12 protein-coding genes are annotated in these 13,289 nt (G+C 55.4%); all 12 read right to left on the bottom strand.

Annotated features, from left to right (window positions below):
* Nucleotides 1–14 precede the first annotated feature (14 nt).
* The 12 genes from RYZ27_RS06140 to RYZ27_RS06085 are packed head-to-tail and all read right to left on the bottom strand — an operon-like array spanning nucleotide 15 to nucleotide 13,285.
* The gene (locus tag RYZ27_RS06140) at nucleotides 15–1,700 is read right to left on the bottom strand and encodes a ribonuclease J (protein ID WP_406681492.1); all 1,686 of its coding nucleotides are present in this window, start codon (nucleotides 1,698–1,700) and stop codon (nucleotides 15–17) included.
* A gap of 10 nt (nucleotides 1,701–1,710) precedes the next feature.
* Nucleotides 1,711–2,487, bottom strand: a complete 777-nt coding sequence (locus tag RYZ27_RS06135) for a type III pantothenate kinase (RefSeq protein ID WP_406681765.1) — start codon at nucleotides 2,485–2,487, stop codon at nucleotides 1,711–1,713.
* Nucleotides 2,484–3,224 (bottom strand): biotin--[acetyl-CoA-carboxylase] ligase, encoded by a 741-nt coding sequence (locus RYZ27_RS06130; protein ID WP_406681491.1) that lies wholly within the window; start codon nucleotides 3,222–3,224, stop codon nucleotides 2,484–2,486. Before RYZ27_RS06130 ends, RYZ27_RS06135 begins: the two co-directional genes overlap by 4 nt.
* Nucleotides 3,221–4,651: an NADH-quinone oxidoreductase subunit N gene (locus tag RYZ27_RS06125; protein ID WP_406681490.1), complete on the bottom strand. Its 1,431-nt coding sequence runs from the start codon at nucleotides 4,649–4,651 to the stop codon at nucleotides 3,221–3,223. Before RYZ27_RS06125 ends, RYZ27_RS06130 begins: the two co-directional genes overlap by 4 nt.
* A 5-nt stretch (nucleotides 4,652–4,656) precedes the next feature.
* Complete coding sequence (locus tag RYZ27_RS06120; protein WP_406681489.1) at nucleotides 4,657–6,153, bottom strand: NADH-quinone oxidoreductase subunit M; 1,497 nt, start codon at nucleotides 6,151–6,153, stop codon at nucleotides 4,657–4,659.
* A 1-nt stretch (nucleotide 6,154) separates the two neighbouring features.
* Nucleotides 6,155–8,266: an NADH-quinone oxidoreductase subunit L gene (gene nuoL, locus RYZ27_RS06115; protein WP_406681488.1), complete on the bottom strand. Its 2,112-nt coding sequence runs from the start codon at nucleotides 8,264–8,266 to the stop codon at nucleotides 6,155–6,157.
* Nucleotides 8,267–8,272: 6 nt separating this feature from the next.
* The gene (gene nuoK, locus RYZ27_RS06110; protein ID WP_406681487.1) at nucleotides 8,273–8,581 is read right to left on the bottom strand and encodes an NADH-quinone oxidoreductase subunit NuoK; all 309 of its coding nucleotides are present in this window, start codon (nucleotides 8,579–8,581) and stop codon (nucleotides 8,273–8,275) included.
* A 2-nt stretch (nucleotides 8,582–8,583) separates the two neighbouring features.
* Nucleotides 8,584–9,177 carry an NADH-quinone oxidoreductase subunit J gene (locus tag RYZ27_RS06105; RefSeq protein WP_406681486.1) on the bottom strand — a complete coding sequence of 198 codons (594 nt, stop codon included), beginning with the start codon at nucleotides 9,175–9,177 and terminating at the stop codon, nucleotides 8,584–8,586.
* Between the two features lie 60 nt (nucleotides 9,178–9,237).
* A complete protein-coding gene (gene nuoI / locus RYZ27_RS06100) occupies nucleotides 9,238–9,723 on the bottom strand; it encodes an NADH-quinone oxidoreductase subunit NuoI (RefSeq protein ID WP_406681485.1) in 486 nt (161 codons plus the stop codon).
* Nucleotides 9,720–10,796, bottom strand: coding sequence for an NADH-quinone oxidoreductase subunit NuoH (nuoH, locus tag RYZ27_RS06095; RefSeq protein ID WP_406681484.1), 1,077 nt, complete (start codon nucleotides 10,794–10,796; stop codon nucleotides 9,720–9,722). Before nuoH ends, nuoI begins: the two co-directional genes overlap by 4 nt.
* Nucleotides 10,797–10,805: 9 nt before the next feature.
* Complete coding sequence (nuoG, locus tag RYZ27_RS06090; RefSeq protein ID WP_406681483.1) at nucleotides 10,806–12,878, bottom strand: NADH-quinone oxidoreductase subunit NuoG; 2,073 nt, start codon at nucleotides 12,876–12,878, stop codon at nucleotides 10,806–10,808.
* Nucleotides 12,875–13,285: a hypothetical protein gene (locus tag RYZ27_RS06085; protein ID WP_406681482.1), complete on the bottom strand. Its 411-nt coding sequence runs from the start codon at nucleotides 13,283–13,285 to the stop codon at nucleotides 12,875–12,877. Before RYZ27_RS06085 ends, nuoG begins: the two co-directional genes overlap by 4 nt.
* Nucleotides 13,286–13,289: the final 4 nt, after the last annotated feature.

The raw sequence follows: 13,289 nt of genomic DNA, 5'->3' as shown, positions 1-13,289 counted from the left end.
TGAGTCTCCTACAATCACACTCTTAGCACACTGACATCAACGATGGGCTTGCGTCCAAACGTCCGTTCGCATTGGCGTTTCACTGCGCGGACAAGCGCGCGTTCAACGTCTTCATCGTCCAGACGCTTGCGTTTCTTCAAGCCATTGAGCGCTTCTTCAGCGGCTTCGTCGACATCAATCAGGCTCTCATCAGCGCTCCGCCCATCGGTTTCAGACAAGCCTCTAGCGGCAATTAGTGGCCCGTCAACGACGTCACCATCTTCATCAATCGCAACTGAGACCGAGACATACCCCCATTGTGAGAGGCCGCGCCGTTCCTTCAGACCCTCACTCTCTGCCGGGACCAGTCGATTGCCATCTAGATACAAGCGGCCATTCGGCACCGTATCGATGATTTTAGCATCACCGGGCGCGAGGCGGATCATATCGCCATTGCGCGGGGTGACCGCCTGCCCGACCTGCAGGCTTTTCGCATAGGCGGCGTGCTCAACGATATGACGGCGCTCACCATGCACGGGCACGGCAATCTTGGGCCGAACCCAACTATACATCCGGCGCAACTCATCGCGCGCTGGATGCCCGGAGACATGAATCGGCCCTTCCGTCATGCGGTCCGTGATGATGCGAACGCCCTTCTCTGCCAGCGCATTCTGCATCTCGAAGATGCCCTTCTCATTGCCCGGAATGACCCGGCTAGAGAAGATCACGGTATCGCCATCACCAAGGCTGATATGGCGGTGATCGTCACGACTGATCCGACCAAGCGCAGCGCGGGCTTCACCTTGTGAGCCAGTGCAGAGGAAGAGTAGATTGTCATCCGGCAAGCTGCCAGCGGCCTCCTCATCAATCAGGTCGGGTAGCGTTTCAATCACACCAGTTGCGACGGCGGCATCTGTCACCTTATGCATAGAGCGCCCAACCAAACAGACACTGCGCCCAGCCAGACGGGCCGCTTCAATGACACTTGCCACCCGCGCGACATTCGAAGCAAAAGTGGTGACCGCAATTCGTCCCGTCAGGGAGCCAATCAGTTTGATCAGGTTCTCGCGAACCACGCCTTCTGAGCCACTTTCGCCCTCAACAAAGACATTCGTGCTATCGCAAACCATGGCCACAACACCTTTGTCACCAAGCGCTGTAAGGCCCTCAATATCCGTCGTCTCACCAAGCTGAGGATCAGGATCAATCTTCCAATCGCCCGTGTGCAGGATTGTCCCAAGCGGGGTTTCCAGAGACAATGCGTTCGGCTCAGGAATGGAGTGCGTCAATGTGATGTAGCGAACCTTGAAAGGTCCAGCCTCTACCTCGCCCTCAAGCGGAATGACATTGATCGACACCTGTTTCAGGCCACGTTCAATCAGTTTTGCCTGCGCCAGATGCGCCGTAAAGGGCGTTGCATAGATCGGTGCCCGGGTTTGCAAACGCGGTAGGAGTAGGCCGATCGCGCCAATGTGGTCTTCATGCGCATGGGTCAGGAAGATGGCGTCAATCAGATCCCCCTTATCCTCAAAGAAGGATGGGTCAGGCGTGATCAGGTCAATACCCGGCGTATCTTCCCCGCCAAAGGTCACGCCAACATCGATCAGAATCCAGCGGCGGTCTTCCTCAGGGCCATAGCCATAGGCATTCAGGTTCATGCCGATCTCGCCACATCCACCCAAGGGCAGGAAGACAAGCTCAGCGTTATTATTTTCGTTCATATAATTCGTTTCAATCTTTTATATTTCGGCGGTAGACCTCAAGCAGGCCGACCTCCATTAAACTCTGGTCAAAATGATCTATGGTGTCGCTTGCACCTTCAAAGAGCGACGCAACGCCGCCCGTGGCAATCACCGTCAAGTCACCGCCATATTCATGCTTCACACGTCGGACAAGGCCATCGATCAAATCAACATAGCCCCAGAACACACCGGACTGCATGGCCGATACCGTATCCTGGCCGATCACCTTGGCCGGCTGCTGTATCGCAATTCGCGGCAATTGCGCCGCAGCGTCGTGTAGCGCCCGCATAGACAGATTGATCCCGGGAGAGATTATCCCACCTTCAAAGCCGCCATCGGCCCCAACCACATCGAATGTCGTCGCTGTGCCGCTATCAATGACCAGTTTTGGGCCTTGATAAATCTGGTGCGCGCCGATCGTCGTTACAAGTCGGTCTGCTCCAACTTGTTCAGGGCGGCGGATCCGGATGGGCACGCCCAGCTTGGTTTCCGGGTCACCAACGAAGACCGGCTCAGCATCGAAATACCGACGCGAGAGATTGCGGAAATTGAACTTTGCCTGCGGCACCACTGAGGAGACGATACAGGCTTTGATATGGGACAGTTCAAGGCTTTCCATCTGCATCAAGGCGGCAAGCCAGACGGCATAATCATCAGCCGTCCGGCTCGGGTCGGTTGAGCTGCGCCAGCGCGCGACCCAATCCTTGCCGCTATGCAGCGCGAAACTTGTATTCGTGTTCCCGATATCAATAACCAGCAGCATTATTCGACCTGTCTTACCAATTCGACGTCACCTGCCCTTATGGTCTGTCTGTTACCATCCGGCAATCGCAGGATGAGACCACCATCTTCGGCGAGATCTTCGAAAATCCCGGTAACACGTGCATCAACCGGGCCAGCTTCCACTTCCTGCCCCAATGCTTCGGCATTGGTTTTCCAGTCATTCAGGAGCGCTGGAAACGCATTCTGGGCTTGTGTCAGGCGGTTTTCCAGAGCTTCTCGCAAGCTGCTCAGCACATCATCGGCGGATAGGCCATGCGGCGCCCCAAGCGCGTTCAGGCTTACGGTCTCCTGTCCGTCAAGTTCAGGTGCAACCAGAACATTGATCCCAATACCCAGCGCGACCCAGACAACACCATTGGTCTCTCCGGACTCGACGAGGATGCCTGTCAGCTTAGCTCGATCAACCCGGACATCATTTGGCCATTTCAGTTTGAAGCCAACACTCGGCAGCACTGCCTTACACGCATCAACTGCCGCCAGCGCCGCCGCAAACGGGACACGCCCCGCCAGGCCAAGTCCACCAGGTGGGACAAATAAAACGGATGTAAACAAGTTACCGTCTGGCGACGACCACTGGCGCCCTAACCGCCCCCGACCTGCCGTCTGACGACGTGCCGCGATCCAGACAGGGCCAGCCTCTCCCTTGCGGGCACGCCTTTTGGCTTCCTCGCTGGTGCTATCAATCTCATCGTACCAGTAAACTGGCGCGCCTTTGATCACGGTAACAGGCTCTCTGTCGCACTCCTCGCCAATTCACTGAACGGCGACACGAAGATAAACAAGCTAATGCTGGCCAGCGCTGTGACATAGACGCTGCCGGTCACCCAGCCATCAACAGGTTCAAAGTCTTCAACCGGGTCACTCACCCACATGATCAGGATCAGTCGGAGATAATAGCCAAAGGCAATCACAGAACTCAGTACGAGGATAATGATTAGCGGCAACAGGCCCGCATCAATCCCCGCCTCAAACACTGCAAGTTTTCCGAGGAAGCCAAAAGCCAGCGGGAAGCCAGAGACTGAAATGACCAGAACCGTCAAAGCCAGAGCCAGTGCTGGCTGGCGCCGCACGAGGCCCGCCAGTTCATTGATGTTCTCAACCATACCACCTTCGCGACGCATGGAGAGGACACCGCCAAACAAGCCGAGGGCAGCGATCACATAAGCGGTCATGAACATCAGCAAAGCTGTGCCACCGTACTCTGCGCCAGCGGCGACAGCGACAAGCGCATAGCCCATATTGGCAATGGATGAATACCCCAGCAAACGCTTCAGGTTTGTCTGGATCAGCGCGCCAAAGGCGCCGACCAGCATAGAGGCCGCAGCGATGATGCCGATAATGATCTGCCAGTTCTGGAAGGCCATAACCTGCGGAAAGGCCGTGAACATGATGATCGCGAAGACGACCATGCTCGCCATTTTCGGTGCGGTAGCGAAGAAGGCGACAACCGGGCTCGGGCTACCTTCATAAACATCCGGGGTCCAGACGTGCATGGGCGCGGCAGAGACTTTGAAAGCAAGGCCAGTGATCATCAGCACCATGCCGAACAACATGCCCATACCCGGCTCTGTTGCGGCAACTGCGCTGTATGTGACGCTGCCCGTAAAGCCGTAAACGAGCGAAATACCATAGAGCAGCAGGCCAGATGCCAGCGCGCCAAGCACGAAATATTTCAGACCCGCCTCAGCAGACCGCGCACTATCCCGGTGGAAAGATGCCAAGACATAGGATGACAGCGAAAGCATCTCGACGCCGAGGTAAAGCGTCATGAAGTTGGCTGAGGACAGTGTGATCCCCATACCAAGCGCCGCAAAAATGATCAGCAGTGAATATTCGTAGCGGTGCGTGCCATGACGATTAAGGAAACCCTCGGCCATCAACACAGCAATCCCTGCGCAAATAAAGCTGACGACTTTGGCAAAACTCACAAAAGAGCTGGTTTGCACAAGCCCATCAAACGCGCGTCCACCATCCCAATGCAGGCCAGCGAGGATCGCAGCCCCGAACAGCACAAGCGCGCCAAACTTGAATGACAGGCTATTAAAGCGGTCGCCCATAAATGCGCCCAGCAAAACACCAATCAGGCCTGCCGCTGCCAAGAGCAGCTCAGGGGCAAGCGTGATGATTACGGCTTCAAGGTCAAACATAGCGCTTATCCTCCAGCCAACATGGCCAGGGCGCGAAGACTGGTCTCGCGCGTCATATCAAAAATCAGGTTTGGCATCACACCCAGTAGTATTGTACCGATGGCGAGTGGAACGAGGCAGATCAGTTCCTTGGTATTCACATCCTGGATGCCTTCCAGTGCCGGATTGGTCATCTCACCAAACATTACACGGCGATAGAGGGTCAGCATGTAAACAGCTGAGAAGATCACGCCCAGGGCCGCCCCGAAGGCCGCCCATGTGCTAGCCTGGAAAGCCCCCGCCATGGTCAGAATTTCGCCAACAAAGCCACTCGTGCCCGGCAGGCCGACATTGGCCATTGTGAACAACATGAAGAGCGTTGCATAGACCGGCATTTTACCCACCAGACCACCATAGGCGGCAATCTCTCTGGTATGCATCCGGTCATAGACAACACCAACGATCAGGAAGAGCGCGCCAGAGATCAGACCGTGGGAGATCATCTGGAAGATCGCGCCTTGGACGCCAATCTCGGTGAACGAGAAAATGCCCAGCGTCACAAAGCCCATATGCGCGACAGAGGAATACGCGATCAGCTTCTTCATGTCGGTTTGGCGCCAGGCCACCAGCGACGCATAGACGATCGCGACAACTGATAGCACAAAGACAAGTGGCTGGAACAGCTCGCTCGCTTCCGGGAACATGGGCAAGCTAAAGCGCAGAAGGCCATAGCCACCCATCTTCAGTAGGATACCGGCCAGAATGACCGAACCGGCCGTCGGGGCCTGAACGTGGGCATCGGGCAGCCAGGTATGCACGGGCCACATCGGCAATTTCACTGCAAAGGAAGCAAAGAAAGCCAACCAGAGCCAGGTCTGTGCGCCGCCATCAAAGCGGAAGCTTTCAAGCGCAACAATGTCGGATGTCCCGGCGGTCAGGTACATGTAGACAATCGCGGCCAGCATGAAGAGCGACCCCAGCAGTGTGTAGAGGAAGAATTTAAAGCTCGCATAAATCCGGTCAGCCCCGCCCCAGACGCCGATGATGATAAACATCGGGATCAGGCCTGCTTCGAAGAAGACATAGAAAAGGACCAGATCGAGCGCGCAGAAAACTCCGATCATGAAGGTCTCAAGCACGAGGAAAGCGACCATGTACTCGGTCAGACGATGCTTTACCGAACCGATACTGGCAAATAGCGCAATTGGCGTTAGGAAAGTCGTCAACAGGACGAGCAGCAATGACATACCGTCAACGCCCATCTTGTATTGGATGCCAGCATACCAGCTGACTTCCTCGACCATCTGATAACCTTCTTTGGCCGGATCAAACCCGACCAGCATCAACAAAGAAACCAGGAAGGTTGCGACTGAGAAGAGCAACCCGGCGTACATGACGCGATTGTCTTCGACCACTTCACCATCAGCCGTCCGCTGAGACCCCGTCAGGGCTTTCAACAGCAGGATCAGCAAGGCACCAGCCAGCGGTGTAAACGTCACCGCAGTGAGAATTGGGAAATCCATATTAGCCCGCGCCTCCGCTGCGCCAGAACAGGATTGCGCCAAAGATCAAGGCCGCACCAATGATCACAAACGCATAATGATAGAGATAGCCGGTATGCATGGCTGAGAGACGGCGAGAGCCCCATTTAACGAGGTTAGACACCCCATCCGGGCCAATCCCGTCGATAACCTTCTTATCGCCCTTCCAGAAGATATTGCCGAGCCAGGCTGATCCCTTGACCAAAGTGGCCTGATAAATCTCGTCAAAATACCACTTGTTATAGAAGAGGCTCCAGAGCGGTCCGCGATTATCCGCAATACGCTTCCCGACCCCACGATTGAACAGATAGGTGAATGTCGCAAGCACGAAGCCGATAATGGTCACGGTGACCGGAGCCCAGAAGACCCAACCGGGAACATCATACTTGTCTTTCAGGACCGTGTTCTCTTTGGCCGTGTAAATTGCACCATCCCAGAAGGCTTTATAGTCATGACCGACAAAGGCGTCATAGAAATACCACCCGGCAAAGATTGCACCGACACTCAGGATGCCGAGCGGAATCAACATCACCAATGGTGACTCATGTGGATCGCCATGGTGACCATGATCGTCATGGGCGTGCGCATCATCGTGATGGTCATCATGCGCAACCTCAGCCCGTGGGCCGTGGAAAGTCATATAGACCAGACGCCAGCTGTAGAAGCTGGTCAGCAGGGCTGCGATAATGCCAAACCAGAAGGCAAGCTGGCCGAAGGTAACACCAGCGGTTCCAGCGGCATAGGCCGTCTCAATGATGGCATCCTTGGAGAAGAAGCCGGACAGACCCCAGACATGCGGAAGACCAAGGCCGATAATCGCAATCGTACCAATCATCATCGCGCCATAGGTTAGCGGCATATACTTCGCGAAACCGCCCATGTTGCGCATATCCTGCTCATGGTGCGCGCCGTGAATAACCGAGCCAGCACCAAGGAAGAGCAAGGCCTTAAAGAAAGCGTGCGTGAACAGGTGGAACATCGCGGCCTCATAGGCCCCGATCCCGGCAGCAAAGAACATGTAGCCGAGCTGCGAACAGGTTGAGTAAGCAATAACGCGCTTAATGTCATTCTGCGCCAGACCAACCGTCGCCGCATAAAGCGCGGTGACAGACCCAACCAGCGCAATCATCGCCGCCGCAAACGGGGCATACTCATAAATCGGTGACACAAGACAGACGAGGTAAACCCCGGCCGTCACCATGGTCGCCGCGTGGATCAGCGCGGATACAGGGGTCGGACCCTCCATCGCGTCTGGCAACCAGACATGCAGGAAGAACTGGGCTGATTTCCCCATCGCACCGATGAACAGCAAAACACCAATCAGCTCTAGCGCAGGCACATCCCAATTTAGGAATGGGATAATGAGCTCACGCACATTCCCGGCTTCAGCAAGTGCCAGCGGCACGACTTCAGCATTCTCCTTAATCGCGCTGAGCACAGGCTCAAACTCGACAGAGCCAAAGACAAGGAAGACGGCCATAATGCCGAGCGCGAGGCCAAAGTCACCAACCCGGTTTGTGACAAAGGCTTTGATGGATGCATCGTTCGGCGCTTTCTTTGTGTACCAGAAACCGATCAGCAAATAGGAGGCAAGGCCCACACCTTCCCAGCCGAAGAAGAGCTGGATGAAGTTGTCGGCGGTCACCAGCATCAACATCGCAAAGGTGAAGAGTGATAGATAGCTGAAGAAGCGCGCGCGGTGCGGATCGTCGGCCATATAGCCCCAGCTGTAGAGGTGCACGAGGCCAGAAACGCTGGTTATCACGGCCATCATGACGATCGACATGGCATCGACCCGGATCGCCCAATCGGCCTGGAACTGGCCAACATCAATCCACGTCATCAGCTTGATCACGTGCCCGCCAACATAGCTGGCGGCATGGCCAGTATCGGCCGCGTGAACCGCATGCTCCCCGCCCATACCCGCAGCATAAGCAAACAGCTGATAAAGCGAGAGAATACCAGCAAGCCCAACGGTCGCCGTGGTTACAACCATGGCACCGCGGTCACCAATATAACGTGGTAAAAGCCCAGCAATCGCCGCAGCGAGACCCGGCGCAAGAACGATAAAGATCAGAAAGCTATCAGGTAACATCGCGCCCTACCCTTTCATCAGGTCGACGCTCTCGACCGCAATATCACCGCGATTGCGGAAGTAGACAACAAGGATGGCAAGGCCAACAGCCGCTTCAGCCGCCGCAACGGTCAGAACCAGCATGGCGAATATCTGTCCCTCAATCGTTCCACTGAACACGGAAAAAGCGACAAGGTTAATATTGACCGAAAGCAGGATCAGCTCGATCGCCATCAGAATGACGATAATATTCTTGCGGTTCACGAAGATGCCAACAACCCCGATCGTGAAGAGGATCGCAGACAAACCCACAAAGTGATTGACGGTAAGGTCCATATTTAGAGTCCTTTCCCGGGTTCAACGCTGACCTTCTCGGTCGCATCCTTGCGGCGACGGCTGGTCTGCTTGGCAATATTCTGGCGTTTCACGTGAGGCTTGTGGCGAAGGGTCAGAACAATCGCACCAATCATCGCCACCAGCAGGATCAGGCCCGCCAGTTGAAACAACAGGAAGTAATCGGTGTACATGACCTGGCCGATCGCTTCGGTATTGGTTGGCGCATCAGGGGCCGGATTGAAATTGGCGTTCGCGCTGCTTTCACGGGCAAAACCGGCAATCGCAATCTGGGCAATGAAGGTAATGCCGATCAGGGTCGCAAACGGCCAGTAGCGCAGCGTCCCCTGTTTCAACTCAACAAAGTCAACGTCGAGCATCATCACCACGAACAGGAAGAGCACGGCAACCGCGCCGACATAGACGACGACAAGCAGCATGGCGAGAAACTCTGCACCGATAAGCACGAGCAATCCTGCCGAGGTAAAGAAAGCAAGGATAAGCCAAAGGACCGAATGCACCGGGTTCTTCGCCATGATAACAGCGAGCGCCGATACGGTCACAATGGCCGCGAAGATATAAAAGGCAATGACTTCCACGGGCTTAGCCCCAGTTCCCTTCCGGCGACGATTGCCGCCCTACCAAAATTAATCCGCGCCCTAGCGATAAGGCGCGTCCAGCTCCAAATTCTTTGCGATCAAACGCTCCCAGCGATCCCCATTCGCCAGCAAACGCTCTTTGTCATAATACAGTTCTTCACGAGTTTCCGCTGCGAACTCGAAGTTCGGTCCCTCGACAATGGCATCAACCGGGCAGGCTTCCTGACAGAAACCGCAATAGATGCACTTCACCATATCGATGTCATAACGCGTCGTGCGACGGCTACCGTCTTCACGCGGTTCAGCTTCAATATGAATGGCCTGTGCCGGACAGATCGCCTCACACAGTTTACAGGCGATGCAGCGCTCTTCGCCATTGGCGTAGCGGCGCAAAGCATGCTCTCCGCGAAAACGTGGGCTCAGCGGGTTCTTCTCAAAGGGATAGTTCACTGTGGCCTTGCGACGGAACATTTCCCGGATTCCCAAGCCAAACGCTGAGAGAAAGTCCGTCAGCAATGCGCCGCGTATGGTCTGCATCACGCTCATGCCTGAACTCCTGCGTAAACAACATAGCCGCCAACGATCACTACCGCAGCCAGAGCTGTCGGCAGGAAGATCTTCCAGCCCAGACGCATCAGCTGATCATAGCGATAACGCGGAACCACGGCTTTAACGAGGGCGAAGAGGAAGAAGAAGAAGACAACCTTAGCCATGAACCAGGCCAGATGCCCAAGGTTCACAATCCAGGCCGGGAACTGGTTCACAAAGTCTGCGCCCATCGGAACGATACCGTGCCAACCACCCAGGAACAGAATGGTCATCATCGCACACATCAGAACGATGTTGAGGTATTCCCCGATCATGAACAGCAGGTATGGCGTGGAGGAGTACTCCACCTGATACCCGGCAACGAGTTCAGATTCGGCTTCCGGAAGATCGAATGGTGGACGGTTTGTTTCCGCAAGAGCCGAGACGAAGAACATCACGAACATCACGACCATGACCGGCCACATCAGAATGTGTTCAACTGTGAACAAGTGCCATGTCAGCAGGCCACCATCCTGTGCATTCACGATGACAGAGAGGTTCATAGAACCAGCCAGCAGGATCACCGTTACAATGATGAGGCCAATCGAAACCTCATAGGAGACCATCTGCGCTGCTGAGCGTAGCGATCCAAGGAACGGGTATTTCGAGTTGGAGGCCCAACCGCCCATAATGATCCCGTAAACACCAAGCGAAGACACCGCGAAGAGATAAAGAATTCCGACATTCAGGTCAGAAATCACCCAGCCCGGCGCCACTGGAATGGCCGCCCAAGCCGCAAAGGCGAGCGTCAAAGTCAGGATTGGTGCAAGCAGGAAGACGGTTTTATTCGCCCCTGCCGGGATCACGATTTCCTTGATCAGAAACTTCCCGAAATCCGCAAAACTCTGCAACAGACCAAATGGACCGACCACGTTCGGGCCTTTCCGCATCATCACAGCCGCCCAGACCTTGCGATCCATCAGCAGCAGGAAAGCGAGAGATAAAAGCAAGACAACGGTAAATAGCAGCATCTGGCCGATCACCATCAGCCAGCCTACCAGCATTCCGTTCTGTTCGATCAAACCACTCATTGGCCCGCCCTACTCCGCTGCCATCGGGGTTTCAAGACCCTGTTTCTGCATCGAGCACTCGGCCATGGTCTTAGATGCCCGTGCAATCGGGTTTGTCAGGTAAAAGTCGCCAATCGTCGCCGTGAACGGGCTTGTGGATAACTCACCCGCCGCTTCAATCGGTTTGGCCAGTGCGTCTGAACCAGAATGGCCCGGCGCATAGTTCAGACCGGCAAAAACCGGATTGGCCTCACGCAACTGCGCGCGCAAAGCATCCGCCGAATCGTATGGCAATGTCTTGCCGAGGACATCTGAGAGCGCCCGGAAGATAGCCCAACCTTCACGCGCTTCGCCTTTTGGCGCCACAGCACGTTTCGTCATCTGGACACGGCCTTCTGTGTTTACATAAGTCGCTGCCATTTCAGTATAGGCGGCCGCAGGCAGGATAATGTCCGCCTTGCTCGCCCCCGCATCGCCATGGCTGCCGACATAGATGACGGTAGAACCAGATACGTTGGACAGATCGGCTTCATCAACACCAAGCAGAACCACCGTATCCATAGCACCGCCAAGAATAGTTGCTGTATCTGCGCCGCCGTCACCCGGAACAAAGCCCGCATCAAGGGCGCCAACCCGGCCAGCTGCAGTATGCAGAACGCCAAAGCCGGCCCAGCCATCCTTGATGGCACCGATTTTGGTTGCAGCAGCATGCGCAGAGGCCAGAACAGCCTGTCCATCTTCACGCGCCAGAGCGCCTTCACCGACAATCACCATCGGCTTCTCAAAGCCTTTCTGTTTGGCAATCGCCGCAATCGCAGAGGGGTCATCGCCCAGATGTTCGTACTCATAAGTCAGGTCCGCCGCCTCACCGACGACGAAGACTTTCAACTCATTCCACAGCCAGGCCTTGCGAATACGCGCATTCCAGACCGCAGCTTCCTTGCGTGGATTAGAACCGACGAGGAAGATGGCGTCAGCCTCTTCAACGCTCAGCATGGTTGGGTTCATCAGGTAATGCTCACGCACACCTTCTGTGCCATAGCGCGCACCGGCTGGACGACAGTCCGTATTTTGAACCCCCATCGCACGAGCAAGATCGAGCGCGGCTTTCGCTTGTTCAACTTCGATCAGGTCACCCGCGACAAAGCCAATCTTCTCAGCTGGGCCAGAAAGCGCCTGCTTAACCGCGTCAAACGCCTCACCCCAATCGGCTGGGGCCAGCTTGCCATCCTTGCGCACATACGGGCGGTCAAGACGCTGGCGTCCCAGACCATCCCAGATGAAGCGGGACTTGTCTGACAACCACTCCTCATTCACCTCTTCATTGATCACGGGCATAATCCGCATAACGGCCGTGCCCTTGGCGTCAACGCTGATCGCCGCGCCCATCGCATCCATGATGTCGACGCTTTCGGTCTTGCGCAGCTCCCATGGGCGCGCATTGAACGCGTATGGTTTGGAGGTCAGCGCGCCAACCGGGCAGAGGTCAATGACATTGCCAGACAGCTCAGAGCTCAGACTCTCTTCGAGATAGGTCGTAATCTCGGCATTTTCGCCGCGAGAGATCATACCGATCTCTTCAACACCGGCCACTTCAGCCGCGAACCGCACACAGCGGGTGCACTGAATACAACGGGTCATGATCGTCTTGACCAATGGCCCCATATTCTTGTCTTCGACCGCACGCTTGTTCAGCTCATAACGCGATCCAGCACGGCCATAAGCCATTGCCTGATCCTGCAGGTCACACTCGCCACCCTGATCACAAATCGGACAATCAAGGGGGTGGTTGATCAGCAGGAATTCCATAACACCGCTGCGGGCTTTCTCGACATACTCGCCCTGAGTCTTGATGTTTGGTGCCGAGCCATCGCGGTTAGGACGCATGTCGCCAACGGTCTGCGCACAGGAGGCAATCGGCTTCGGTGCGCCTTCCCACTCGACCAGGCACATCCGGCAATTCCCAGCCACAGACAGGCGTTCATGATAACAGAAGCGCGGAATTTCAGCGCCTGCTTCCTCACACGCCTGCATCAGTGTGTAATGACGCGGAACCTCAATGTCCTGGCCATCAATGTTCAGTTTGAAAAGATCGTCGCTCATGACGCTTCCTCGCCTTGCAAAGCTGGTACTTTCAAACCGTCATCGGCCAGGACCACCATGCGATGTATCACAAATGTTATTAATGACATGATCAGTAAAGTAAGGGCGCTAAACACTCCCCCATAGACACTGAAAATGCCCAGAACTGCCTGAGCTATCGCGCTCATCAAAAGCGTCAGGCTCAAGCGAAGCAATAGTGCATTGAAAATGACGCTTAGGACGCTCCAGATCACTGCTACCACCAAACTTAAGACAAGGATCAGCACGACGATATGAGCCCAACCAAACTCTACAAGGGGCGCTTGTGCTCGAACGACGACATACCATGAATAGGCTAGCGTTGCCGTGATATAGGTTACAACACATGCCCATAAGGCTATACCTATGCGAGCAAGAACACTAACCATTGCC

It is taken from the genome of Hyphomonas sp. FCG-A18 (assembly GCF_045287255.1).
Classification (GTDB): Bacteria; Pseudomonadota; Alphaproteobacteria; order Caulobacterales; family Hyphomonadaceae; genus Henriciella.
Note: the sequence above shows the minus strand (reverse complement) of the source record. Positions and strands in the feature narration are given on the sequence as shown.

Bases quoted from the DNA above. Each gene is read 5' to 3' on its own strand.
- nuoG (WP_406681483.1), bottom strand. From the start codon at position 12,878: ATGAGCGACGATCTTTTCAAACTGAACATTGATGGCCAGGACATTGAG.
- nuoL (WP_406681488.1), bottom strand. From the start codon at position 8,266: ATGTTACCTGATAGCTTTCTGATCTTTATCGTTCTTGCGCCGGGTCTC.
- nuoH (WP_406681484.1), bottom strand. From the start codon at position 10,796: ATGAGTGGTTTGATCGAACAGAACGGAATGCTGGTAGGCTGGCTGATG.
- nuoI (WP_406681485.1), bottom strand. From the start codon at position 9,723: ATGAGCGTGATGCAGACCATACGCGGCGCATTGCTGACGGACTTTCTC.
- RYZ27_RS06140 (WP_406681492.1), bottom strand. From the start codon at position 1,700: ATGAACGAAAATAATAACGCTGAGCTTGTCTTCCTGCCCTTGGGTGGA.
- nuoK (WP_406681487.1), bottom strand. From the start codon at position 8,581: ATGGACCTTACCGTCAATCACTTTGTGGGTTTGTCTGCGATCCTCTTC.
- RYZ27_RS06085 (WP_406681482.1), bottom strand. From the start codon at position 13,285: ATGGTTAGTGTTCTTGCTCGCATAGGTATAGCCTTATGGGCATGTGTT.
- RYZ27_RS06125 (WP_406681490.1), bottom strand. From the start codon at position 4,651: ATGTTTGACCTTGAAGCCGTAATCATCACGCTTGCCCCTGAGCTGCTC.
- RYZ27_RS06120 (WP_406681489.1), bottom strand. From the start codon at position 6,153: ATGGATTTCCCAATTCTCACTGCGGTGACGTTTACACCGCTGGCTGGT.